Here is a 23,902-nt window from a genome sequence, read left to right as displayed (position 1 = left end):
CGAAGTCAACGCATCCAGCCAATCAGAAGCTCACCCATGGCGCCGACGGCCCGTTGGCGCAGCGTGCCTTTCGCCACCGATTCGGCGGCATAGAGCGGCGCTTCCTGGCTCAGCGTGTCGCCGAGCCAAATCTGCAACGTCCCGACCTCGGCCCCCTCCTCGACCGGTGCCGGCACCGGCCCCTGATAGACGATGCGCGCCGACAGGCGCCCGGGTTCGCCGAGCGGCACGAGGACGGAGAGGCTCTCCGCCGCCCGCACCGCCAGGCGGCTCTTCTCGCCGCCATACACACGCACCTCGCCGATGGCCTCGCCGGCGGCGAAAAGCGCGCGCTTTGCAAAGGCGCGCATGCCCCAGTCGATGATCTTGCGCGCCTCCTCCACCCGCTCGTCCTCACTCGTCAGCCCGCCGAGCGTGACGAACACACGCCGCCGCTGGCGCGTCGCCGATGCGGTGATGGCGTAGCCGGATGCCTCCGCAAAACCGGTCCCCAGCCCGTCGGCGCCGATCTCCAGCGGCAGGAGCGGGTTGCGGTTGCGCTGGAAGATGCCGTTCCACTCGAAGTCGGGTTGCGAGAAATATCCATAGTATTCGGGATATTCACGCCACAGGTGCCGCGCCAGCAGCGTCATCTCGCGCGCCGTCACCTTTTGGCCCTCGGCCGGCAGGCCGGTCGGGTTGACGAAGGTCGATTCTTCGAGGCCGACCGCGCGTGCCCGCTCCGTCATCGTCTGAGCGAAATTCTCCTCCGATCCCGCCATCCCCTCGGCGATGATGATGCAGGCATCGTTGGCCGACTGCACGATGGCGCCCTTGATCAAGGCTTCCAGCGGTACCGAAGACTTTACAGCGGCGAACATCGTCGCCGTACCCGAGGGCGCGCCGCCCGTGCGCCAGGCATATTCGCTCACGAAGAACGTTTCATCGAGCGCAACCCGCCCGTTCTTCAGCGCGTCGAAGACGACTTCCATCGTCATCAGCTTGGCCAGCGAGGCGGGCGGAAAAGGCTCGTCGGCATTCCTCGAATAAAGGACGGCGCCCGTCTCGGCGTCGACCATGAAGGCCCGGGGCGCCTTGGATTCGTAGGGCTCCGCCCTGACAAGCCCCGCAAGCACGAGGATGGCAAGAAGCAACGCTGTTGCCGTCGCGACCGATCGAAACACGTCATCCTCCCGCCAGTCGACCCTCGCTAGAAGCAATTCCAGGAAAAGTGGAAACCCGGCTTTCCGTCCGAAATTGCGACAATCAACGCGTTAGACCAGTTCATCGAACTGGTCCAAAGGCCCCCAATAGGCTTATAGGCGCGATGGACTGCCGATCCAACCGTACCGGCGGCGGAGAAGCGACGACCGGCCTGGCGGGCGGTCAGTCGCGGACGGTAAAGGCATCGACGGCCCCCGCCGCCCACGCGGCGCGGAGGACCTCGTTCAGATCGGCATCGCCGCCGGGCACCAGCGAGAGCGCGTAGAACGTGGCTCCCTCCCTCTCCGCCTCCTCGGCGCGGATCCGCCCATGCTCCGAAAGCGCATCGACCACGCCCTCCGCCTCACGGCGCGAAGCCCAGGTGCCGAGATTGACGACGGCGGTCTCCTGCGGCCGGTTCCCTTGTTTCCGCCCCCACCATGCCGCGAGCGCCTCGCCGTCGAATTCAGGCTCGAGGATGGCGTCGAAAGCCTGCGAGGCGGCCTGCACCCGCTGGTCCGCATAGGACAGAAGTGCGAGCGCCTCGGTGGCGGGCGGCAGGCCGGGCGCCGCTTGCGGCCTGTCCGGCACGATCGGCCCGACCGCCGGCAGCTCGATGCCGCGCGCCGTCGCGGCGAGGGCCGGCTGGCTGGCAAAGGCGGTCACCATGCCGGGCACCGGCTGCGAGGGCGTCGGCCCGTTCATGGCGATCATCACGCCGGAAGGCAGGCCATTCGAAGGATCGGGGGCACGGCCGCCCGGCCGGTACGAGGCCATGAGGTAGCTGTCGTCCTGGCCGTGCAGCGGCGCCGGGCCGACATATTCCACGCGCACCTTGGCCACGCCCGAATGCTTGTAGTCCAGCATCTCGGCCGCCCGCTTCGACAGGTCGATGACGCGACCGCCGGCGAAGGGGCCGCGGTCGTTGACGCGCACGAGGACGGAACTGCCGTTCTTCAGGTTGGTGACGCGGGCGTAGCTCGGCAGCGGCATGGTCGGGTGCGCCGCCGTCAGATTGGTCATGTCGTAGACTTCGCCGTTGGCGGTCAGCCGGCCGTGGAACGCCTCGCCGTACCAGGAGGCCGCGCCCTGGGCGACGTAATCGGGCTCTTCCTTGGGGCGGTACCACTTGCCCTTCACGCTGTAGGGCTTGCCGACGTGATAACGCCCGCCGCCGCGCTTCAGGCCGGACGCGCCATAGGCCACGCGCGGACTTGCCTTCACGCCATATTCGGATTCGGCGAAATATTCCTTGCTGCCGGTATCCTTGAGCGCGGCCTTCGGCGTCTGGCTGCTACAGGCCGAGACAAGCACCGCCAGCGCGCCAACGCTGACCGTTCCCCAATGCACCGACGCCCCTGCCCCCTTATTTCGTATTCCCATAAATGCCTTCCCCTGGCAATTATTTGCTTTTTACCGTCAACCGCCTTCACGCCGGCCAAACCGCTGGCCAAAAACCACGCACGCCCCTGCCGCAGGTAACCCCACTCATGCGCAAGAAATCATTAGCGAGATGTGAATCACATGTGGCAGGAAAACGGCAAAAATAAGTATGACATATACTTCTCCCGATACCAACACGCCCCGCACGCCTGCCGGCGCTTGAAATAACGGAATTTCACGCCTACACGAAACGCACCGGAGGGATGGCCGAGCGGTTTAAGGCACCGGTCTTGAAAACCGGCGTGGGTGCAAGCCCACCGTGGGTTCGAATCCCACTCCCTCCGCCATTTATCTTTCTGATTTTAAATGTTTATCGCACCTGATTGGCTCTCACTTGAATCTCTGTCGAGGCCGCTGAAGCCCTGCGTGCTCCGTTCCACTGGAGGGAACGAGTTCCGAACTCAAAAGTTTGGGTCGTCACGAGCACAACGGAGACAAGCAGACATGAAAACGCTGACAACCATCGCTCTGTCCGGCCTCTTGTTCGCAGCGGGTGCCGGTGCGGTATCGGCGCAGGACGTCGTGATTTCGCCGGAGCAGGAGACGGTGATCCGTGAGTATGTGACGACCCAGGAGGTGCAGCCCGTCGCACCACCGCCCAACGTGACGATAGAAGTGGGCGCCACGCTGCCGGAAACCGTCGAACTCTATCCCGTGGAGGTTCCGGAAGCTGAAGTGGAATATCGCTACGTCGTCGTGGACAACCGGACCGTCCTCGTCGAACCGCAGACCCGGGAGATCGTCCACATTATCCAATAAGGTCACGGGAGCGCGCGCAACCGCGCTGCAAAAGGTCACGGGCTCGTCAACTTATGCTTTTCGGCTTCCGGTGACGGCCGCTCTGCCGTATAGAGCGGGCCGCGAAACCTGCCTAAAATGCGCCCCGTTGCGGTGGCATGGCACGGGCTCCGGTTATTGTCGGAGAGTTATTGGATGTATTCGCGGTTGGTACTCGCCTTTGGCGCCCTTGCGCTTCTTTCGGGATGCGCCACCCTGACCCCTGAAGAGCAGCGCGCCGCCGACGAGGCGAAGTGCCGCTCCTATGGCTTTACCTCCGGCACCAACGCTTTCGCCGAATGCCTGCAGCGCATCGACCTCGACCGCCGGGCCGAGTGGCGGGCGCGCAGGATCGAGATGGACCTTTGGCAGCGGCCGACGGTGATCTACCGCCCGGTCGTCGTCAGGAAGCGCGACTGAGGGGGCGAGGCCAGGCGCCGAGGCTTACGCTTTTCCGCCCGCCATCATCTTCTGGAAGAACGGGATCTGCGCCGCCATGGCCGCGTCCCTCTCGGCGCTCGACCTGTAGGCCGGGCGGTCCGTCGTCCGTGCCACGTAGTCGCGGAAGACCGGCCGTTCCGGCAGCGCCTTCAGCATGTTCATGACGTAGTTGATGCCGCCGCCGAGGATCACGTCGGCCAGCGTGAAGCGCTCGCCCGCCGCCCACGGCTGGTTCGACAGCTTGCGTTCCAGATTGGCCACCATGTCGTCGTAGAGCCCGAACGGATAGTCGTTGCTGACATAGGAGAGCCCGTGCACCTTGGCGCAGACGACGGGATCGAACACCGCGTCGTGGTAGACGAGCGTGCTGAGATAGGCCGCGCGGTCCGGATCGCCCACAGCCGGCGCAAGGCCCTTCTCGGGAAACGTGTCGCCCAGATAGATGGTGATCGCCGCCCGCTCCGTGACGACGGTGCCATCATGCTCGATCGCCGGGACTTTCTTGTTGGGCTGGATTTTCCTGTATTCCTCGGGAGCGCCGCCCTCGCCGCGGATATCGACCAGTTCCATCTCGTAGTCGACCCCCAGTTCCTCGAGCAGCCAGAAGACGGTGGAGGAGCGGGACCATGGCGCGTGGTAGAACTTGAGCATCTTCTTCTCCCTTCGTTGGATGACTGCATCCTATCAAAGCGCTCCTGACAACTATCTGTCAGGAGGATGTCATACCCATCCACCCACCCGCGGCGTCATCCCGGAAAGCCGAAGGCTTGTCCGGGACCCATTCCGTGACTCGTCCACCTTCCGGAATGGGTCCCGGACAGCCTCCGCTTCGCTCCGACTTCCGGGATGACGAGGGTGGAGGCATGAAAAAGGGCGGCCCCGCGGGACCGCCCTTCCCCGTCGCTCTCTGCAGCGCGAACCGTCAGTTCGGCAATTGGTCGTCCACGCCCTCGACATAGAAGTTCATGCCGAGCAGCGTCCCGTCGTCGGCGACCTTGCCTTCGGCGAGCCAGGGCGTGCCGTCCTGCTTGTTGATGGGGCCGGTGAAGGGGTTGAACGCGCCGGAGCGGATCTTCTCCTCGGTTTCCTCGGCCAGCGCCTTCACGTCGTCGGGCATGTTGGTGTAGGGCGCCATCACGACGTGGCCCTCGGCAAGCCCTGCCCAGATGTCGATCTGCTCCCACGTTCCCTCACGCACCGCCTTCACGCGCTCGACATAGTACGGGCCCCAGTCGTCGACGATGGCCGTCAGCTGGGTCTCGGGGCCGAATTCGATCATGTCGGAGGCCTGGCCGAAGGCTTTGATGCCGCGCTCGGCGGCGACCTGCATCGGCGCGGTGGAATCGGTGTGCTGGGTCATGATGTCGACACCCTGGTCGATCAGCGCCTTGGCGGCGTCGGCTTCCTTGCCTGGGTCGAACCAGGTGTTGGCCCACACCACCTTCACCTTGAAGTCCGGGTTCACCGACTGCGCGCCGAGCACGAAGGCGTTGATGCCCATCACCACCTCGGGGATCGGGAAGGAGCCGATGTAGCCGGCAACGCCCGCCTCCGACATTCTGGCGGCGATCACGCCCTGGATGTAGCGGCCCTCGTGGAAGCGCGAATTGTAGGTGGCGACGTTCGGATGCTCGCGCTTGTAGCCGGTCGCATGCTCGAACTTCACATCGGGAAACTTCGCCGCCACCTTGTTGGTGGGGTCCATATAGCCGAAGGAGGTGGTGAAGATGATGTCGCAGCCCGAGCGCGCGAAGCGCTCGATGGCGCGCTCCGCGTCCGCGCCCTCCGGCACGCTTTCAAGATATGCCGTCTCGACCGCGTCTCCCAGCTCCTCCTCGACCTGCAGCAGGCCCTGGTGATGCTGGTAGCTCCAGCCGAAATCGCCGATCGGCCCGACATAGATGAAGCAGGCCTTCGTCGGGTCGTCCTGCGCCTCGGCCGCGCCGGCGGCCGCAAGCCCCAACGCGGCGGCGGCCGTCAGTGCCAGAAATGTCTTTTTCGTTCTCATTCGGGTTGTCCTCTTCCTGTTGCCTGTGGCGCCTTTCCGTTTCTAGAGCGGATCATCGCTTCACGGAATCGATGATCCGCTCCAACTCTTTGTCTCTTCGCAATTCCGGACGGAAAACCGGTATCCACTTTTCCTGGAATTGCTTTAGCGTTCCGGCACGAATGGGCGCCCCAGCGATGCCGGCGTGTTCATCATGGTCAGTCTCCGGTTGCGTGAGATTATGACAAGAACGGCAATCGTCGCCAGATAGGGAAGCGAAGATAATAGCTGCGATGGGATGGCCACGCCCAGCGCCTGGGCATGCAGCTGGCCGATAGTCACGCCGCCGAAAAGATAGGCGCCGGCCACCACCCGCCATGGCCGCCACGAAGCGAAGACCACCAGCGCCAGCGCGATCCAGCCGCGCCCCGCGGTCATGTTCTCCACCCACTGCGGCGTATAGACGAGCGACAGATAGGCGCCGGCAAGACCCGCGCACGCCCCGCCGAACATCACCGCCAGATAGCGCACGGCGACGACGTTGATGCCTTGCGCATGGGCCGACGTGTGGTTGTCGCCGACCGCCCGCAGCATCAGCCCGGCGCGCGTGGCGAAGAGGAAATAGGCGACCGCCGCCGTCAGGAGAAGCGAGAGGTAGAAAAGCGGGTCCTGGCCGAACAGGAGCCGCCCGACGAACGGCAGATCGGAAAGGAAGGGGATGTCGATGCGGCCGAGCCGCAAGCCCGGCCGGCCGACGAACCCCTCCCCCAGCATGCCCGACAATCCGAGACCGAACAGCGTCAGCGCCAGGCCCGTCGCCACCTGGTTGGTGACGAGCGAAAGCGTGAGGAAGCCGAAGATGAGCGCGAAGGCCGCCCCCACCAAGATCGCCGCGAACACGCCGAGCCAGACCGAGCCGGTGGTGAGCGCCACGGCAAAGCCGGTGATCGCACCCATGATCATCATGCCCTCGACACCGAGATTGAGCACGCCGGAGCGTTCCACGACCAGTTCGCCCATGGCGGCGATGAGAAGCGGTGTGGCGGCTGTCGCGATGGTGATCAGGATCGATTCAAGCATGGCCGGCCGGCGCCTTTATCGGCTTCGCCGCCACCACGCGGCGGGAAATGCGGATGCGATAGTGGATGAGCGTGTCGCAGGCGAGCACGAAGAACAAAAGCATGCCCTGGAAGGCGCGCGCCACCTTGTCGGACACGCCGATGGAAATCTGCGCCGCCTCGCCGCCCAGATAGGACAGCGCCAGCACAAGGCCGGCCGCGATGATGCCGAGCGGGTTCAGCCGTCCCAGGAAGGCGACGATGATCGCCGTGAAGCCGTAGCCCGGCGAGATCGCCGGGCGCAGCTGGCCGATGGCGCCGGAAACCTCGCTGATGCCGGCAAGCCCGGCGAGCGCGCCGGAGACCAGGAAGGCGAAGATGATCATGCGCGACCGCGAGAATCCGGCAAACCGCCCCGCGCGCGGGCTCTGGCCGATCAGCTTCACCTCGAACCCCTTCAACGTGCGCGACAGGACGAACCACAGCACGAGTGCCGCGAGGATCGCGAAGACGAAGCCCCAGTGGGCGCGGCCCGAGGCCGGCCAGATCTCCGGCAGGACGGCGTAAGCGTGGAAATTGCGCGTCTCGGGAAAGTTGAAGCCTTCCGGGTTGCGCCACGGCCCGCGCACCAGCCAGTCGAGGAAAAGCTGCGCCACATAGACCAGCATCAGGCTGGTGAGGATCTCGTTGGTGCCGAAGCGTGCCTTGAGCCATGCCGGTATGCCGGCATAGGCGGCCCCGCCGACGATCCCCATCAGGAGCATCAACGGCAGCACGATCGGCGATTGGAAGCCGGGAAAGGCGACCGGCAGGATGGAGCCGGCGATGGCGCCGATGATGAACTGGCCCTCCGCGCCGATGTTCCAGTTGTTGGAGAGGTAGCAGATGGAAAGCCCCACCCCGATCAGGATCAACGGTGCCGCCTTGACCGCCAGCTCGTGCAGCGACCACGTCTCCAGAAGCGGCTCGATGAAGAAATAGTACAGCGCATCGGCCGGATTCTTGCCGAGGAACAGGAACATGACGGCGCCGGCCAAAAGCGTGAGAAGCAGCGCGATGAAGGGCGAAAGCGCGCTGAAGAGCGCCGACTGCTGCGGCCGCTTGACGAGTTCGACGCGCATCACACCGCCTCCAGCATCGGCTCGGCGGCCTCCGGCCTCGCGCCGCCCATCAGCAGCCCCACCTTCTCATAGGTCGCCTCGCCTATCGGAATGGGCGCCGAAAGCCGCCCGTGATGCATGACGGCGATAGCATCGCAGATCTCGAACAGCTCATCGAGGTCCTGGCTGATGACGAGGACCGCCGAGCCGCCCTTCGAAAGGTCGATGAGCGCCTGGCGGATGCGCGCCGCCGCCCCGGCGTCCACCCCCCAGGTCGGCTGGTTGACGACCATGACCATGGGCGCGCGGTCGAGCTCGCGCCCGATGACGAATTTCTGCAGGTTGCCGCCCGAAAGCGCTGCCGCTTCCGGGTCCTCGCCGGCCTTGCGCACGTCCATCGCATCGGCGATGCGCTTGGCGGCCTTGGCCACCGCGCCTTGTCGAATGATGCCCAGGCGCGACAGGAAGGCGCGGGCGTCCGTGCGGCAGCGCGAGAGCAGAAGGTTTTGGGAAAGCGTCATCAGCGGGGCGGCGGCGTGGCCGAGGCGCTCCTCCGGCACGAAGGCCGCTCCCATCAGCCGGCGGCCGGAAATGTCCTGCCTTCCGGCATCCTTGCCGCGGATGCGCACGGCGTCGGCCTTTTCCTGCAGCACCTCGCCGGAAACCGCCTCGAAGAACTCGCCCTGCCCGTTGCCGGCCACGCCGGCGATCCCGAGCACCTCTCCCGCATGCACGGCAAGATCGATATCGGAAAGCGAGACGGCAAAGGGATGGCCGGCCTTGCGGCTCAGTGCCCGCACTTCCAGGAGCGCCTCGCGCGCAGCCGAAGGCTTCTCGCGCACGACGGCCTGCACCTCGTCGCCCACCATCATGCGCGCCAGCGAGGAGGCGGTCTCGCGGCGCGGGTCGCAATGGGCGATCACCCGGCCCTGGCGCAGCACCGTCGCCCGGTCGCAGATGCGCTTCACCTCCTCGAGCCGGTGCGAGATGTAGAGGATGGAGCGCCCCTCTGCCTTCAGCCTCGCAAGCGTGTCGAACAGCCTGTCCGCCTCCTGCGGCGTCAGCACCGACGTTGGCTCGTCGAGGATGATGAGCTCCGGGTTCTGCAGGAGGCAGCGGATGATCTCGATGCGCTGCCGCTCGCCCACGGAAAGATCGCCGACATGCGCGTTCGGATCGAGCGGCAGGCCGTAGGCCTCGGAAAGCTCGCGCGCGCGGGCCGCAACGGCGCCCGCGGGCGCCGGATCGTCCAGCGACAGCATGATGTTCTCCGCCGCCGTCAGGGCGTCGAACAGCGAAAAGTGCTGGAACACCATGCCGATGCCGAGCTTGCGCGCGTCGCCCGGGCTGGCGATCCTCACCTCTTCGCCCTTCCACCGGATGGTGCCCGCCGCCGGCTCCAGCGCACCGAACAGCATTTTCACGAAGGTGGACTTGCCGGCCCCGTTCTCGCCCAGAAGCGCATGAATCTCGCCGCGGTCGATCGTCAGATCGATACCGTCGCACGCCTTCAGCGATCCGAAGAGCTTCGTCAGGCCCCGGACGTCGAGCAGGTTGCCGGCCCGGTTCTCGCGTGTTGCCGACACAACACCTCCCATTCAGCCGTTCATTATTTTGTTCTTAGTTCCCACAGCCATCGTAGGCGCGCAAGATTGCGTTGCAATAGGCTTGGCCCGATTGAAACAGCTTCAAGTTTTTCCACACCTCATGGCATCGCTTACAGCTGCGGCGCTGCTGGCGCCAAGCGCCCTCGTGGTTCGACAAGCTCACCATGAGGGCTGCTGAACCTCGCCGCTTGTGGCCAAGTCAGCGTGTATGCCTGTATTGGCAGCCACTCGGCTTCAGCACCGAAGCGCGCCGAGGCTGCAGTAGCGTGGTGAGGAGGCAGCAATAGCCCTCAATGGTGAGTAGGCTGCAGTAGTCCTCAATGGTGAGGAGGTTTCAGTAGCCCTCATGGTGAGCTTGTCGAACCACGAGGGCGCTAGGCGCCAGCTCCCTCCCTTAAGGTACAAGCACGCTCGCGCCCGTCGTGCGCCGCCCCTCCAGGTCTTCATGCGCCAGTGCCGCCTCCGACAGCTTGTAGCGCTGGTTGATCGTCACCTTCACCGCGCCCGAGCCGACGACTGAAAACAGCTCGCCGGCCGCATCCTTAAGATCCTTCTTTGCCGCGACGTAGTTGAAGATGCTTGGCCGCGTGGCGAAGAGCGAGCCTTTCTGGCCTAAAAGAGCGATGTCGAAAGGGGGAATGGGACCGGAGGACTGGCCGAAGCTGACGAACATGCCGAGCGGCCTCAGGCAATCGAGGGAGGCGGGAAACGTGTCCTTGCCGACCGAATCGTAGACGACGTCGCACATGCGCCCATCGGTGATCTCCCGCACGGCCGCCACGAAATCCTCTTTCGTATAATCGATCACATGGTCGAAGCCGTGGGCGCGCGCAAGCTCCGCTTTTTCATGCGAGCTCGCCGTGCCGATGACCGTCGCGCCCAGATGCTTGGCCCACTGGCCGAGGAAGAGCCCGACGCCACCGGCCGCCGCGTGGTAGAGGATCGTGTCGCCGGCCCCGACCTTGTAGGTGCGGCGCAGGAGATACCACGCGGTCATGCCCTTCAGCATCATCGCCGCCGCCTGCTCGTCGGAGATGCCGTCGGGCACACGCACCAGCCGGTCGGCCGGCATCAGCCGCCGCTCCGCATAGCCGCCGCCCCTCGTTAAGTAGGCGACGCGGTCTCCCGGCTTCAGATCGTCGACGCCCTCGCCCGTCTCGATCACCACGCCCGCCCCCTCCCCGCCGGGAACGAAGGGCGTTTCCGCCTTGTAGAGCCCGGTGCGGAAGTAGATGTCGATGAAGTTGAGGCCGATCGCCTTGTGCTCGATCAGCACCTCGCCGGCGCCCGGTTTTCCGGGATCGTAGTCCTCGAAGCGCAGAACCTGCGGCCCGCCCGTCTCATGCACACGGATTGCCTTAACCATCGTCAAGCCTCCTTTTTTCCAAGCTGCGGCATTGCCTGCATCACCGCGCCGATGACGTAGAGATAGATGCCCGTCAGTCCGATACCGACCTTCACGATGAGGGTGGCCTGCATGTCCTGCAACAGGGCGGCGGCGCCGAAGGCGCACCAGGCCAGGAAGATGCCGAGGTTCAGCGGCCTGAGCCGCCGCACCCGCACCGGATGCAGGAAGTGGATCGGCACGAAGGTCAGCACCGCCGACACCACCACCACCGCAAAGGAAAGATATTCGCCCGTTCCGATGACGAACAGAGTGAAGACGATCATGTTCCAGACGACCGGAAAGCCCTTGAAGAAGTTCTCCGTCGTCTTGATGCCCGTGTCGGCATAGTAGATGGCGCTCGACACCACGATGATGGCGGCCGACAGGAAGGAAAGCCCCTCGCCCATGAAGCCGCTCTGGTAGAGCGCGAAGGCCGGGATGAGGACGTAGGTCACGTAGTCGATGATGTTGTCCAGCATGTCGCCGGACCAGGTCGGCAGCACGTCCTTGACCTCGAGCTTGCGGGCGATCGGCCCGTCGATGCCGTCGACCAGAAGCGCCAGCCCCAGCCACCAGAACATCGCCGTCCAGCGCTCCTCGCTCGCCGCCACCAGCGACAGGAAGGCGAGGAACGAGCCGGAGGCGGTCAAAAGATGGACGGAAAAGGCCTTCGCCTGCGGCGCCGTTACTTTCTTCCTCATGGCGGGCTTCCTCATGGCGGGCTTCTTCATGGCCGGCGCCCATCCGGGCGAGCGCATGTGCGCGTCGCCCTCGCCGACCGTCCCTGAATGGCCCGTCCCTGAATGGCCCGTCCCTGAATGGCCCGTCCCTGAATGGCCCGTCCTTGAATGGCCCGTCCTTGAATGGCCCATCCTTGAATGGCAAAGCCGTGCCCGGTCATCCTCTGCCCCTTTCCGGCGCAAGTTTCGCCGTCTGGCAAACGCACTAGTGGCGCGATCCTGACAGATGGTACCCATCTGTCAGGACAAATCGCCCCACCAGATTAATAGCTTGTGGGCCGGCTTTTCCAAACGGATGGGTACCATCTGTTTGGGGCAGACCACTAGCACGGCTCATGCCGCCGCATGCAGTATCATGCCGGCAAACCGTGTGGAAAACCAAATGCCACGGCCGCAGCGGCTGCGGCGCCTTCGCACGTTGATCGTCTTCCCGTGCCTGTCTTATATGTGCGGACGGATCATCGAGAGGAAAGCCCCTGTTGAGCAAGGATGCGAACGACGAGCGGGACGGGACGATACTTGTGGCGGGCACCGGCCCGGCGGGCCTTGCCGCGGCCCTGGCGCTTGCCGCGCTCGACCAGCACGTTGTGCTGGCGGGCCCGCCGCCCGTCCTGACGGACCAGCGCACGACGGCGCTGATGCGCCCGGCGGTGGAGTTCCTAGAGGGGCTCGGTCTCGGCGATATGCTGCGCGAAGATGCCGCCCCCCTTGCCACCATGCGCGTGGTCGACGCCACGCAAAGGCTGATCCGCAGCCCGACCGTCACCTTCCGCGCCGCCGAGATCGGCGAGGAGGCGTTCGGCCTCAACATCCCCAACGCCCGTCTCAACGCGGCGCTGGCCGACGCGGCGCGCGGGAACACCCGCATCTCCTGGCACGAGAGCCTGGTGGAGGAATGGCGGCCCGGTCCGCAAACCGTCTCCGCGCGGCTCGCCGACGGCACGAGCGTCAACGCCGCGCTTGTCGTCGCCGCCGACGGGCGCAACTCCCCCGCCCGCGCGGCCGCCGGCATCTCCGCCCACACGCGGCGCCTGCCGCAGAGCGCGCTGGTGCTCAATTTCGGCCATGCACGGCATCACGAATTCACCTCGACCGAGTTCCACACCGAGCACGGCCCGTGCACGCAGGTGCCGCTCCCCGGCGGCTTCCGCTCGAGCCTCGTCTGGGTGACGCGGCCCGAAGAGGCCGAGGAACTGGCGGCCCTCGACGAGGCGGCGCTGTCCGAGCGCCTGGAGAGGCGCCTGCAGTCCTTCCTCGGCAAGGTGACGGTGGAGCCCGGCCGCCAGGTCTATCCCCTCTCCTCCGCCCTGCCGGCGCGCTTTGCGGCAAGGCGCATCGCCCTTGTCGGCGAGGCCGCCCACGTCTTCCCGCCGATCACCGCGCAAGGCCTCAATCTCAGCATCCGCGACGTCGTGGACCTTGCCGGGGTGGTGAAAACGCACCCGGCCGATCCCGGCGCGCTCGCCGCCCTCGCCCTCTACGACATGCGCCGCCGCCCCGATATCCTGGCGCGCTCGAGCGCCGTCAACCTCTTCAACGCCTCGCTGCTCTCCTCCCTCATTCCCGCCCAGCTTGCCAGAAGCGCAGGTCTCGGCCTCCTCGGCAGCGCGCCCTTCCTGCGCGGCTTCTTCATGCGCGAGGGCATGCGCCCCGGCAGCGGCTTTTCCGCGCTTCTGTCGGCCGGACGCCGCGCCTGAGGCAGGGGGTTGTTAGAGCAATTCCAGGAAAAGTGGAAACTGGTTTTCCGTCCGAAATTGCGACAAAACAAAGAGTTAGACCAGTTCATCGATTCCGTGAAACGATGAACTGGTCTAGGGAAAAAGGTCGGGCGGAATATAGCCGTTGGTGATCGCATAAAGCAGCCCGGTAACGGTGAGCACCGAAAGGCCCGTCGTTATGAGCACGCTCGCCGAGGCGCGCTCCACCCACACCCCGTAATGCTGGGCGATGACGTAGACATTGGTCGCCGTCGGCAGCGCCGCCATGAGGACGGCGGTGTAAAGCCAGGTCTCCGGGAAGTCGCCGATGAGGCTGAGCAGGACATAGCAAAGCAGCGGATGAACGACGAGCTTCAAGAGGCTGATGGCGCCGAGTTCGCGCGGCACGCGCCGGATCGGCCTCAGCGCCAGCGTCACGCCCATCGCGAAGAGCGCGCAAGGGGCTGCCGCGCCCGCCAGGTATTCAAGCAGGCGGTCGAGCGGCAGCGGCGGTTGCAAATCGAAGAATGCCGCCGCGACACCTGCCGCGGTGGCGAGAATGAAGGGATGCAGCACGATGCTCCTGATCACGCCGAGGACGAGCTTGCGCATACCCTCCTTCTGGCCGCCGGCGATCGCCATCATCATCGGCGCGACGGTGAAGTGAACGATATTCTCGAAGGAAAAGATGAGCGCCACGGGCACGGCCGCCTCCGGCCCGAAGGCGAGCAGCACCAGGCCCGGCCCCATATAGCCGATATTGCCGTAGGAGGCCGCCAGTCCCTTGATCGTGCCCTCCGCAATCGCCCCGCGGCTCGCTGCGACCGATACGAGGAACATGATCGAGAACACCGTGTACGTGGCCAGCACCACGCCGGCAACGTACCGCCACTCGGTGAGACGCTCGACCGGCGTCTCGGCGATCAGCTGGAAGAAAAGCGCCGGCAAGGCCACGTAGACGACGAAGATGTTCATCCATCCAAGCGCCTCGATCGGCTGGCGGATGAGCCTGGCGGCAACATAGCCGATGAAGATCAGGCCGAAAAACGGCAGGACGAGACCAGCAACATGTGCCATGGAAGCCCCTTTTTTTCCGCCTATCGGTGCGGTGCGGCCCCGGAAACGGGTACGGGATTGAATTGTGCCTGAAGCTGCGCCACATAGGGGCAAAGGCTGAATGAAATGCAGAACATAAAGACAGCGAAGTTTTCAATAGGCCAGGTGGTTCGCCACCGGCTATTTCCCTTTCGCGGCGTCATCTTCGACGTCGACCCGGAATTCGCCAACACCGAGGAGTGGTACGAAGCCATTCCCGCCGAGGTGCGGCCGGCCAGGAACCAGCCGTTCTACCATCTCCTCGCCGAGAACGAGGAGACGGAATACGTCGCCTACGTTTCCGAACAGAACCTCCTTGAAGACGAGTCGGGCGAGCCGGTCCGCCATCCCCAGCTTGCCGAGCTCTTCGTCGAGACCGCCGACGGCCGCTACGAGCCGCGCACCCGGCAGCATCATTAGGCTCATTCGCGGTCGGCGCCCCGTCGCGCCCCCCTCTGTCCTGAGCTTGTCGAAGGGGCCGGACATCTCCCCCACACGGGGGGAGATTGCCTTGCCGCTTGCTCCGGCGCCTTTCCTGTAACGCTGGCGATTGGCGAAGCCGTCCGCGACGGCCAATCTCCCCCCGTGTGGGGGAGATGTCCGGCAGGACAGAGGGGGGCGCGACAGGGCGCGGCGCCAGGAGAGCGGAATGATACGGCCCAGAGCCGCCTCGCGTCGGCGCCAGCACCCAGGAAACAAACGAAAACAGGGCCCCGAGGGCCCTGCTCTCATTCGATGAGAAAATCGCCCTACTGCGACTGCTGCTTGGCGTTCTCCTGGGCCTTCTTGAGCCTCTCGGCGAACTCCTCGTTGTTCTTGCTGACGAACTCTTCGAGCTTCTTCTGCCGCTCGTCGAGGTCGCTCTGCTCCAGCGGCTCGCCGTCATAGGCGCCGGTGAAGCCCTGCAGGGTCACCTTGACCGGGTTCGGCTGGTTCTGGAAGTTGACGGAGGTCAGGGTCAATTCGGAGCCGCGCTTGAAGGAATTGACCATTTCGTCGGTCAGCTGGGCCTCGGCCACGCAGCGGTCCGGCACGCAAATGGCATAGTCGACCTTCTGTGTGTTGCCGGCATCGATCTGAAGACCGACGCCGGGCGGGACGAGGCGGCCTGTCGGCACGGCGATCTGCAGCACGCGCCGGTTCACCTTTCCCGTGACCTCGATCAGGTTCACGCTCGTCAGAAGCTGGCCGGAGTTCGCGCGCAGCATGAACTGCACGTTGCAGACATCCACTTCCTCCTGCTTGGTGCAAGCCTTGAACCAGCCCTGGGGCGGCTCCTGCTGGGCGAATGCGGCGCTGCCGTAGCCGACGGCGGCCAGACCGAGCGTACCGGAAAAAGCGGCCGCCAAGCAGCTCGCTCTCGCTTTCAGGCTCATCATCGTTTTCCCGTTCCTTTCGAATTTACAGCCGTCGGGCTGCGCTGGTTACCGTAACTGTTGGCCGAATGCGGCGACAGCAAGGCCTGCCCGCCTGTTACAACGCCTGTGCCGGCGAATCCAGTGCTTCGCTCTTGCCTGCAATCGATATCATTGGCGATATCATCGGCGAATCCGCTTACCGGCGTGGACAAACGGCATCCTCGGCGCGAGGATGCGCCGGCTCCGGCAATCGAGTCGATCCATATTCCCAGAACGAGGTTTTGACGATGTTTCGCGCAAATCTGATCCCGGCGCTCGTCACCGTCCTGGCGCTCAGCGGTGCCGCGCATGCCGAGGAGGCCCCCGCCCACGGCATCGCCATGAACGGCGAGCCGGCGCTTCCCACCGATTTCACGCATTTTCCCTATGCCAACCCGCAAGCGCCGAAGGGCGGCGCGATCACCTATTGCGTGGTCGGCTCCTTCGACAATCTCAACCCCTTCATCCTCAAGAGCATGCGCACCACGGCGCGCGGCGTCATCGATTCCATCTTCGGCAATCTCGTCTTCGAGCCGCTGATGCGCCGCAGCGATGCCGAGCCCTTCTCGCTCTACGGGCTTTTGGCCGAATCCGTCGAGATGGACGACGAGCGCACCTATGCGGAATTTTATCTGAACCCGGATGCCAAATGGTCCGACGGCCAGCCGGTGACGCCCGAGGACGTGATCTTCACCTACGAGACCTTCGCCGAGAAAGGCCGCCCGCCCTACAGCGACCGCATGGCCCGCATCGAGAAGATCGAGAAGACCGGCGAGCGCAGCGTGCGCTTCACCTTCAACGAAGAGGCCGACCGCGAGTTTCCGCTCATCGTCGCCTTGACGCCGGTCGCCCCGGCGCATGCTTTCGACCGCGAGACCTTCGACCAGGCGACGCTCGAGCCGGTGATCGGCAGCGGCCCCTACACCATCGAAACGGTAAAGCCCGGCGAGCGCATCGTCTTTCAGCGCAACCCCGACTATTGGGGCAAGGACGTGCCCTCGATGCGCGGCTTCGCCAACTACGACCGCATCGACATCGATTATTTCCTCAACGGCAACGCCCAGTTCGAGGCCTTCAAGAAAGGGCTGTGCTCGGCCTATGCCGGTGCCCAGTATACCGGCCTCGAGCCAAGCCGGATCGATCGCGATTTCGACTTTCCCGCCGCCGCCAGCGGCGCTGTCGTCGTCAAGTCCTTCGAAACGAGGATCCCGCCGGTCGTCACCGGCTTCGTCTTCAACACGCGGCGCGGGAAATTCGCCGATCCCGCCGTCCGGCGGGCGCTGTCGATGCTCTATGATTTCGGCTGGGTCAATACCAACATGTTCGACGGCGAGTATCGGCGCACGCTGAGCTACTGGCAGGGCTCGCAGCTTTCGGCACTGGGCAATCCGGCGAACGGCGTCGAGAAGGACCTGCTCGAACCCTATGCCGACAAGGTCTTGCCGGCGGTGATGGACGGCACCTACGGCAAGGGCGCGGACGATGCAGCCGGGATCGACCGCGATACCATGCGCCAAGCGCTGGGCATGCTGCAGGAAGCCGGCTACAGGCTGGAAGGCGGCGTCCTGAGGAATGCGGACGGCGCGCCGCTTTCCTTCGAAATCCTCATCGTCTCCGCCGAGCAGGAGCGCTTCGCCGCCGTGTTCCAGCGCACGCTCGGCCGGTTGGGCATCGAGGTATCGCTGCGCATGCTCGACGATTCGCAGATCCAGCAGCGCAAGCAGACCTTCGATTTCGACATGATCATCTCCGGGGTCGGCTTTTCCGGCTCGCTGTCGCCGGGCATCGAGCAGATCGGCCGCTGGGGCTCATCCTCCGCCGATGCCGAAGGTTCGTTCAACCTTGCCGGCGTCGCCGATCCGGCGGTGGATGCGATGATCAAGGCCATGCTGAACGCGGGCGACGAGGAAACCTATATCGCCGCCGTGCGCGCCCTCGACCGCCTGCTCATTTCCGGCGCCTATATGGTGCCCATGCAGCACTACACCGACAAGTGGATCGCCTACTGGAATTATCTGGAACATCCCGAAACGGCGCCGAACAATGGCTATGACCTTTTCGCCTGGTGGCGCAAACCGGAATAGGCCGACGAACATGAGTGAGACGAGTGATATCGCCGTCGACGTTGTCTCCGACGTCGTCTGCCCGTGGTGTTATGTCGGCCAGCGCAACCTGCAAGCCGCGCTCGACCGGCTGCAAGGGGTCAGCGTGTCGGTCCGCTGGCGCCCCTATCAGCTCGACCCGACCATCCCGCCCGAAGGCCGCGACCGGCAGGATTACCTCATCAACAAATTCGGCGATCCGGCCCGCATCGAGGCCATGCACGACCGCCTCAGGGAAATCGGCGCGGCGGCCGGCATCGCCTTTGACTTCGCGGCGATAAAGGTCTCGCCCAACACGCTCGACGCCCACCGCCTCGTCCGCTGGGCGGCGACCGCCGGCGAAGATGTGCAGAACCAGATCGTGCGCCGGCTCTTCCGCCTCTATTTTGAGGAAGGAGCCAATATCGGCGATCACGCGGTGCTTCTGGAGGCCGCGCGCGAGGCGGGCATGGACGCCGCGCTGGTCGAGACGTTGCTCCCCACGCCCGCCGACCGCACGGAAGTCGAAGCCGAGATCGCCACCGCCTCCCGCATGGGCGTAACCGGCGTCCCCTGCTTCCTCCTCGAAGGCCGCTACGCCCTCATGGGCGCGCAGCCGCCGGAGACGCTGGCTGACGCGATCGGCAAGGTTTCCGAGGCCAAGGCACGCGGTGAGCTGGATTCCGGGAAAAGCTAGAAAATCGGTTTTCCGTCCATGAAACGATGAACTGGTCTAGCGGCCAAGCCCGCAGCCCCTTCACGCCCCCCTCTGTCCTGCGCTTTGTCGAAGGGCCGGACATCTCCCCCACACGGGGCGCGAAGGGGCACCGGCATTTCAAGGAAACCCACCACCCGCGCGTCATCCCCGCCGCGACGACATGCGCGTACTACGTGCCCATCCCCACCCCACCCCACCCGCGCGCGCGTCATCCCGGAAGTCGGAGCGAAGCGGAGACTGTCCGGGACCCATTCTCACCTCGCTGAAGCTCCGGCGAAGCGCGCCGGAGGGTGGACGAGTCACGGAATGGGTCCCGGACAAGCCTTCGGCTTTCCGGGATGACGCGCGCGGGTGGGGATGACGCGCGCGGGTGGGATGACGCGCGTTGGAAAGGCGGCGGGCGCCCTTCACCTCAGCCGGCAGTGCCTTGCCTGCGCGGGGATAAAATGTGGCGACAAAGATTTTTTCTTCCCCACCAACCCATTGGTTTCCCTCGCTTCGGAATAATTTCTCCAACTTTTTTCGCAGGAAAATACTCCCCCCTGCCCAAGCCGCCCGTACAATCCTCCCCATCGCTCTTACGGGAACCGGATGCGCACCGGGTGTTCGGGAGAGCGGCGGAGACCTCTCCCTTCGGGCTCGGCACCCGGAGGCCTGAGGGCCCGCGACAGGCCGGCGGTGCCGGGAGCGCTGGGTGACAGCGTTGCCGGCATTGCGGAGAAGCCGCCAGGGCTTCTCGTCCGGCCCGGCAAAGCCCCCAATTGGGTGCAGCCGGGAAGGACGGGGAGCCCGAGTGATCGGCCAACTGTCGGGACAGACTCCGGCGGGGCGCGTTGGACGCGCCTAAAAAAAAATTGAGTGGCTCGGACAACGCGCCCCGCTTCCCACGTTCTTTGACATAGCCCGGCTTCGGATGAAGCGCGGCAACGGATAGGCACGTCCTTCGCCAGGAAAGGCCCAACGCTCGCGCCTCCCCTCCCCCCTTCGACAAGCTCAGGATGGGGAGGGGTAAGGGGTTGGGGGTCGTGGCGACGCGCGCCGGCGCATCCCTGGCGGCGGGGACAGGCCAATCACCAATCGACGGCACGCGAGCGCGTCCACCCCCACCCCTAACCCTCCCCGCAAGGGGGAGGGGATCATGTCGTGCTCGACCGGGCTTCCCTCCCCCTTGAGGGGAGGGATTGAGGGTGGGGGTCCGGCGAAGCCGAACAAAGACTCCGTCCATGCGATAGCCCCACCCTCAAGGGGCAAGGTCGTTGCGGCGAGCGCTGAAAAGGTCGGCAAACACTCCCGCCGTTGCTCAAGCCGCCTTCTTCTCCGCCAGCCGCACGAGCTGTGTCATGATCGTCGCCGCCCCGGCGAGCCGCTTTGCCGCCGTCGGCCAGTCGCGCACGAAGAGCACGCTCTGGTCCGGCCGGATCTTGGCAAGCTGCCCCTGCTCGCCGATGAAGCGCACCAGTTCGGTCGGCTCGGCGAAATTCTGGTTGCGGAAGGCGATGACCACGCCCTTCGGCCCGGCATCGAGCTTTTCCACATTGGCGCGCCGGCACAGCGCCTTGATGAAGACGATCTTCAGGAGGTGCTGCACCTCTTCCGGCAGCGTCCCGAAGCGGTCGATCAGTTCGGCGCCGAAACCGTCGATCTCCTCCGGCGTCTCCAATTCGCCGAGCCGCCGGTAGAGCCCGAGGCGAAGCTGCAGGTCGGGCACGTAGTGTTCGGGGATCATGACCGCCGTGCCGACGGTGATCTGCGGCGACCAGCCGGTGTCGGCCGCCTCGCCCGTGCCGCGCAGTTCGGCCACCGCCTCCTCCAGCATCTGCTGGTAGAGCTCGTAACCCACCTCCTTGATGTGCCCCGACTGCTCCTCGCCCAGAAGGTTGCCGGCGCCGCGGATGTCGAGGTCGTGGCTGGCGAGCTGGAAGCCGGCGCCCAGCGTGTCGAGCGACTGAAGCACCTTCAGCCGCCGCTCCGCCGTCGGCGTCAGCGTCTTGTTGGCCGGCAGCGTGAACAGCGCATAGGCGCGCACCTTGGAGCGGCCGACGCGGCCGCGCAGCTGATAGAGCTGCGCCAGGCCGAACATGTCGGAACGGTGGACGATCAGCGTGTTGGCGGTCGGGATGTCGAGCCCGGATTCGACGATGGTGGTGGACAGAAGCACGTCGTACTGCCCGTCGTAGAAGGCGTTCATGATGTCGTCGAGTTCGCCCGGCGCAAGCTGCCCATGGGCGGTCGCCACCTTCAGTTCCGGCACCTCGGCGGCCAGGAACTCGCGCACCTCCGCAAGGTCTGAGATGCGCGGCACCACGTAGAAGCTCTGCCCGCCGCGATAGCGTTCGCGCAAAAGCGTCTCGCGGATGACCAGCGGATCGAAGGGCGAGATGAAGGTGCGCACGGCCATGCGGTCGACCGGCGGCGTGGCGATCAGCGAAAGTTCGCGCACCCCCGTCAGCGCAAGCTGCAAGGTGCGCGGGATGGGCGTTGCCGACAGTGTCAGCACGTGCACGTCCGACTTCAGCTCCTTCAGCCGCTCCTTGTGCTTGACGCCGAAATGCTGCTCCTCGTCGACGATGAGAAGGCCGAGGTTCTTGAAGCTGACCGAGGCGCCGAGCAGCGCGTGCGTGCCCACCACGATGTCCACCGTACCGTCGGCAATGCCTTTCTTGGTCTCCGCCAGCTCCTTCGAGCCGACCAGCCGCGAAGCTTGCCGCACGCGCACCGGCAGCCCGGCGAAGCGTTCGCGGAAGGTCTTGTAGTGCTGGCGCGCCAAAAGCGTCGTCGGCACGACCACGGCCACCTGGAACCCCTCCATCGCGGCAATGAACGCTGCCCTCAGCGCGACTTCGGTCTTGCCGAAGCCGACATCGCCGCACACCAGCCGGTCCATCGGCCTGCCGGAGCTCAGGTCCTCCAGGATGGCATCGATGGCGCCCTGCTGATCGTCGGTCTCGTCATAGGGGAAGCGGGCGGCGAACTCGCCGTAAAGCCCGTCCGGCGGCAGGAGTTTGGCGCCCGGCCGCATCTGCCGCTCGGCGGCAAGCTGGATGAGCTGGCCCGCCATCTCGAGCAGGCGCTTCTTGAGCTTCGCCTTGCGCGACTGCCAGGCGACGCCGCCCAGCTTGTCGAGCACCGTCTCCGCCGCGTCGGAGCCGTAGCGCGACAGAAGTTCGATATTCTCGACCGGCAGGAACAGCCGGTCCTCGCCCGCATAGCGCAGTTCCAGGCATTCGTGCGGGGCGCCTGCCGCTAGAATAGTCCTGAGACCGATGAAGCGGCCTATGCCGTGGTCGGCGTGAACGACAATGTCGCCCGCCGAAAGCGCGTTGACCTCGGAGATGAAGTCGGCCGCCTTCTTGCGGCGGGTGGAGCGCCGCACGAGGCGGTCGCCCAGAATATCCTGCTCGGCGACGACGGCGAAGCGCTGCGTCTCGAAACCCGTCTCCAACGGCAGGACGCCGAGCCCCGCCTGCCCCTCGCGCAGCCCGGCAAGCCCGCTCAGGTTGTCGACGCGGACGACGTTGCCCAGCCCGTGCTCGGCGAGGATCTGGCCGAGCCTCTCCGCCGAGCCCTCGCTCCAGCCGGCGATCAGCACATGCTTGCCCCCTGCCCTCAGGCCGCCGATGTGCTTCACCACATGGTCGAACACATTGGCGTTGGGGTCGGCGCGCTCCTCGGCGAAGTTGTGCCCGGCATGCGAGCCCGCATGCTTGACGATGCCGCTTCCCTCATCGGGCGTGGCAAACGGAGTGAGGCGGATAAGGCCGCGCTCTCGCGATCCCTGCGCCACCTCCTCGGTGTCGAGATAGAGCCTTTGCGGCTCCACCGGCTTATAGGGCACCGCCTCGCCAAGTCCCTCCCCCGAGGCTTGCCGCAGGCGCGCCTCGTAGTGGTCGAGGATCAGCGCGTGGCGCTCGCCGAGCGCCTCTTTCGCCAGATGGTCGAAGACGACCGGCGCCTCCGGCAGATAGTCGAACAGGGTCTCCAGCCGGTCGTGGAAGAGCGGCAGCCAGTGCTCCATCCCGGCAAAGCGCCGGCCCTCGGAAACGGCGGCATAAAGCGCGTCGTCGCGCGAGGGCGCGCCGAAGGCCTCGATATAGTTGCGGCGGAAGCGGCTGATGGTCTCGGCCGTCAGCGTCACCTCGCTCATCGCCTGCAGCGACATACCGTTGCGCTGCCCCGTGGTGCGCTGGCTCGCCACGTCGAAGGCGCGCACCGATTCCAGCGTATCGCCGAAGAAATCGAGCCTGAGCGCCTCCTCCCAGCCCGGCGCGAAGAGATCAAGGATGCCGCCGCGCACGGCGAACTGGCCGACATCGCGCACCGTCGGCACGCGCTCGAAGCCGCCCTTTTCGAGCCGCCCGATCAGCACCTCCATGTCCACCTGGTTGCCGGGCCTGGCACGAAACCCCTGCGCCTCAATGTGCTCGGCCGGCGGCATGCGCTGCAAAAGCGCGTTGGCGCTGACCAGCACCACGGCGCGGTGCGGCTTTTGCCTGAGCGCGGCCATGGCCGCCAGCGCATCGAGCCGGCGCGCGGCGGTGTCCGTGCCTGGCGAGACGCGGTCATAGGGCAGGCAGTCCCAGGCCGGCAGCTCGAGCAGCGGCAGGCCGGGGGCGGCAAAGCGCAGCGCCTCGGCGACCGCCGGCAAGCGCTGCCCGTCGCGCAGCACGAAGACGAGCGGCCCTTCAGGGGCGATCTCGGCCGATATCTGCGCCAGCGCGAAAGCTTCAAAGCCGTCGGCAACGCCGTCGACGGTCAGGGGACCGTTTCGGCCGCGGGCAACGCCGATGGGATCGATCAGGTCTGTCATTTTTCGCGCCGTATCAGGTGGTGGGCGGGGGGACCGCGCAGGAGGCACGCAGCCGCGCGAAAAGCTCGGTGTCGTAAGGCGTGGGCACGGTCTTCTCCCCCGTCACCCAGGGCAGCAGCGTGTTGTCCGGAACCTCCAGAAGCGCCTCGAACGCCTCAAGCTCGGCGTCCGACAGCGCGCCGATGTGCCGGTCGGCGAAGCCGCCCAGCACCAGATCCATCTCGCGCATGCCGCGCCGCCATGCGCGAACGAGCGCGCGGCGCCTGCGTGGCTCGAGGTCGGCGCTGGAGCGGGTGGTTCCGGTCATCGTCGTGCCTTTCGGTCTGCGAGGCGCATATAGCGTGTGACAACGGCGCTGTCAGCCTTGCACAGCTCCTTTTGTTCC

At 65.6% G+C, this 23,902-nt stretch carries 19 protein-coding genes and 1 tRNA gene; 7 read left to right on the top strand and 13 right to left on the bottom strand.

Annotated features, from left to right (window positions below):
- Positions 1-5: 5 nt before the first annotated feature.
- On the bottom strand, positions 6-1,163 hold the full coding sequence (locus tag GM910_RS01900) for a D-alanyl-D-alanine carboxypeptidase family protein (protein ID WP_159585807.1): 1,158 nt from the start codon (positions 1,161-1,163) through the stop codon (positions 6-8).
- A 202-nt stretch (positions 1,164-1,365) separates the two neighbouring features.
- A complete protein-coding gene (locus tag GM910_RS01895) occupies positions 1,366-2,565 on the bottom strand; it encodes a septal ring lytic transglycosylase RlpA family protein (protein ID WP_159585806.1) in 1,200 nt (399 codons plus the stop codon).
- Between the two features lie 257 nt (positions 2,566-2,822).
- On the opposite strand from GM910_RS01895, the gene GM910_RS01890 reads away from it, so the two are divergent.
- The 3 genes from GM910_RS01890 to GM910_RS01880 all read left to right on the top strand — a co-directional run bounded on the left by GM910_RS01890 (position 2,823) and on the right by GM910_RS01880 (position 3,822).
- A tRNA-Ser gene (locus GM910_RS01890) sits at positions 2,823-2,912 on the top strand.
- 157 nt (positions 2,913-3,069) lie between these two features.
- Positions 3,070-3,384 (top strand): DUF1236 domain-containing protein, encoded by a 315-nt coding sequence (locus GM910_RS01885; RefSeq protein ID WP_159585805.1) that lies wholly within the window; start codon positions 3,070-3,072, stop codon positions 3,382-3,384.
- 174 nt (positions 3,385-3,558) lie between these two features.
- Positions 3,559-3,822, top strand: coding sequence for a hypothetical protein (locus GM910_RS01880; RefSeq protein ID WP_159585804.1), 264 nt, complete (start codon positions 3,559-3,561; stop codon positions 3,820-3,822).
- Between the two features lie 24 nt (positions 3,823-3,846).
- Here the strand turns inward: GM910_RS01880 and GM910_RS01875 are convergent, their stop codons facing one another.
- The 7 genes from GM910_RS01875 to pcsA all read right to left on the bottom strand — a co-directional run bounded on the left by GM910_RS01875 (position 3,847) and on the right by pcsA (position 11,713).
- A complete protein-coding gene (locus tag GM910_RS01875; RefSeq protein ID WP_159585803.1) occupies positions 3,847-4,494 on the bottom strand; it encodes a glutathione S-transferase family protein in 648 nt (215 codons plus the stop codon).
- A 271-nt stretch (positions 4,495-4,765) separates the two neighbouring features.
- A complete protein-coding gene (locus GM910_RS01870) occupies positions 4,766-5,851 on the bottom strand; it encodes a BMP family ABC transporter substrate-binding protein (protein ID WP_159585802.1) in 1,086 nt (361 codons plus the stop codon).
- A gap of 144 nt (positions 5,852-5,995) precedes the next feature.
- On the bottom strand, positions 5,996-6,910 hold the full coding sequence (locus GM910_RS01865; RefSeq protein ID WP_159585801.1) for an ABC transporter permease: 915 nt from the start codon (positions 6,908-6,910) through the stop codon (positions 5,996-5,998).
- Complete coding sequence (locus GM910_RS01860; RefSeq protein WP_159585800.1) at positions 6,903-8,012, bottom strand: ABC transporter permease; 1,110 nt, start codon at positions 8,010-8,012, stop codon at positions 6,903-6,905. The genes GM910_RS01865 and GM910_RS01860 overlap by 8 nt, the downstream gene beginning before the upstream one ends.
- The gene (locus GM910_RS01855) at positions 8,009-9,586 is read right to left on the bottom strand and encodes an ABC transporter ATP-binding protein (protein WP_159585799.1); all 1,578 of its coding nucleotides are present in this window, start codon (positions 9,584-9,586) and stop codon (positions 8,009-8,011) included. The genes GM910_RS01860 and GM910_RS01855 overlap by 4 nt, the downstream gene beginning before the upstream one ends.
- 403 nt (positions 9,587-9,989) lie before the next feature.
- A complete protein-coding gene (locus GM910_RS01850) occupies positions 9,990-10,961 on the bottom strand; it encodes a quinone oxidoreductase family protein (protein WP_159585798.1) in 972 nt (323 codons plus the stop codon).
- Between the two features lie 2 nt (positions 10,962-10,963).
- Positions 10,964-11,713, bottom strand: a complete 750-nt coding sequence (gene pcsA / locus GM910_RS01845; protein WP_159585797.1) for a phosphatidylcholine synthase — start codon at positions 11,711-11,713, stop codon at positions 10,964-10,966.
- 488 nt (positions 11,714-12,201) lie between these two features.
- Between pcsA and GM910_RS01840 the strand changes: the two genes are divergently transcribed.
- Entirely contained in the window at positions 12,202-13,419 is a 1,218-nt protein-coding gene (locus tag GM910_RS01840; protein ID WP_159585796.1) for a UbiH/UbiF family hydroxylase, read from the top strand.
- A 114-nt stretch (positions 13,420-13,533) separates the two neighbouring features.
- On the opposite strand, the gene GM910_RS01835 is transcribed toward GM910_RS01840, so the two are convergent.
- Positions 13,534-14,496, bottom strand: coding sequence for an AEC family transporter (locus GM910_RS01835; RefSeq protein WP_159585795.1), 963 nt, complete (start codon positions 14,494-14,496; stop codon positions 13,534-13,536).
- 105 nt (positions 14,497-14,601) lie between these two features.
- Here GM910_RS01835 and hspQ point away from each other — a divergent pair, with 105 nt between their 5' ends.
- A complete protein-coding gene (gene hspQ, locus GM910_RS01830; RefSeq protein WP_159585794.1) occupies positions 14,602-14,934 on the top strand; it encodes a heat shock protein HspQ in 333 nt (110 codons plus the stop codon).
- Positions 14,935-15,263: 329 nt separating this feature from the next.
- On the opposite strand, the gene GM910_RS01825 is transcribed toward hspQ, so the two are convergent.
- The gene (locus GM910_RS01825; RefSeq protein WP_159585793.1) at positions 15,264-15,893 is read right to left on the bottom strand and encodes an invasion associated locus B family protein; all 630 of its coding nucleotides are present in this window, start codon (positions 15,891-15,893) and stop codon (positions 15,264-15,266) included.
- Positions 15,894-16,159: 266 nt separating this feature from the next.
- On the opposite strand from GM910_RS01825, the gene GM910_RS01820 reads away from it, so the two are divergent.
- Entirely contained in the window at positions 16,160-17,995 is a 1,836-nt protein-coding gene (locus GM910_RS01820) for an extracellular solute-binding protein (protein ID WP_201285391.1), read from the top strand.
- Between the two features lie 10 nt (positions 17,996-18,005).
- On the top strand, positions 18,006-18,689 hold the full coding sequence (locus tag GM910_RS01815; protein WP_159585792.1) for a DsbA family oxidoreductase: 684 nt from the start codon (positions 18,006-18,008) through the stop codon (positions 18,687-18,689).
- A 1,321-nt stretch (positions 18,690-20,010) separates the two neighbouring features.
- Here GM910_RS01815 and mfd read toward each other — a convergent pair.
- Together mfd and GM910_RS01805 are read right to left on the bottom strand one after the other, a co-directional pair.
- Positions 20,011-23,517, bottom strand: coding sequence for a transcription-repair coupling factor (mfd, locus tag GM910_RS01810; protein WP_159585791.1), 3,507 nt, complete (start codon positions 23,515-23,517; stop codon positions 20,011-20,013).
- Between the two features lie 13 nt (positions 23,518-23,530).
- Positions 23,531-23,824, bottom strand: coding sequence for an FAD assembly factor SdhE (locus tag GM910_RS01805; RefSeq protein WP_159585790.1), 294 nt, complete (start codon positions 23,822-23,824; stop codon positions 23,531-23,533).
- Between the last annotated feature and the right edge of the window lie 78 nt (positions 23,825-23,902).

Origin of the sequence: Chelativorans xinjiangensis (genome assembly GCF_009812055.1) — a bacterium.
Classification (GTDB): Bacteria; Pseudomonadota; Alphaproteobacteria; order Rhizobiales; family Rhizobiaceae; genus Chelativorans; species Chelativorans xinjiangense.
This window is presented reverse-complemented; position numbering and strand designations above follow the sequence as displayed.

Coding starts and splice junctions, on each gene's coding strand:
- hspQ (WP_159585794.1), top strand. CDS start 14,602: ATGCAGAACATAAAGACAGCGAAGTTTTCAATAGGCCAGGTGGTTCGC.
- GM910_RS01835 (WP_159585795.1), bottom strand. CDS start 14,496: ATGGCACATGTTGCTGGTCTCGTCCTGCCGTTTTTCGGCCTGATCTTC.
- GM910_RS01855 (WP_159585799.1), bottom strand. CDS start 9,586: ATGGGAGGTGTTGTGTCGGCAACACGCGAGAACCGGGCCGGCAACCTG.
- GM910_RS01865 (WP_159585801.1), bottom strand. CDS start 6,910: ATGCTTGAATCGATCCTGATCACCATCGCGACAGCCGCCACACCGCTT.
- GM910_RS01805 (WP_159585790.1), bottom strand. CDS start 23,824: ATGACCGGAACCACCCGCTCCAGCGCCGACCTCGAGCCACGCAGGCGC.
- GM910_RS01850 (WP_159585798.1), bottom strand. CDS start 10,961: ATGGTTAAGGCAATCCGTGTGCATGAGACGGGCGGGCCGCAGGTTCTG.
- GM910_RS01875 (WP_159585803.1), bottom strand. CDS start 4,494: ATGCTCAAGTTCTACCACGCGCCATGGTCCCGCTCCTCCACCGTCTTC.
- GM910_RS01895 (WP_159585806.1), bottom strand. CDS start 2,565: ATGGGAATACGAAATAAGGGGGCAGGGGCGTCGGTGCATTGGGGAACG.
- pcsA (WP_159585797.1), bottom strand. CDS start 11,713: ATGAAGAAGCCCGCCATGAGGAAGCCCGCCATGAGGAAGAAAGTAACG.
- GM910_RS01885 (WP_159585805.1), top strand. CDS start 3,070: ATGAAAACGCTGACAACCATCGCTCTGTCCGGCCTCTTGTTCGCAGCG.
- GM910_RS01820 (WP_201285391.1), top strand. CDS start 16,160: ATGTTTCGCGCAAATCTGATCCCGGCGCTCGTCACCGTCCTGGCGCTC.
- GM910_RS01880 (WP_159585804.1), top strand. CDS start 3,559: ATGTATTCGCGGTTGGTACTCGCCTTTGGCGCCCTTGCGCTTCTTTCG.
- mfd (WP_159585791.1), bottom strand. CDS start 23,517: ATGACAGACCTGATCGATCCCATCGGCGTTGCCCGCGGCCGAAACGGT.
- GM910_RS01815 (WP_159585792.1), top strand. CDS start 18,006: ATGAGTGAGACGAGTGATATCGCCGTCGACGTTGTCTCCGACGTCGTC.
- GM910_RS01825 (WP_159585793.1), bottom strand. CDS start 15,893: ATGATGAGCCTGAAAGCGAGAGCGAGCTGCTTGGCGGCCGCTTTTTCC.
- GM910_RS01870 (WP_159585802.1), bottom strand. CDS start 5,851: ATGAGAACGAAAAAGACATTTCTGGCACTGACGGCCGCCGCCGCGTTG.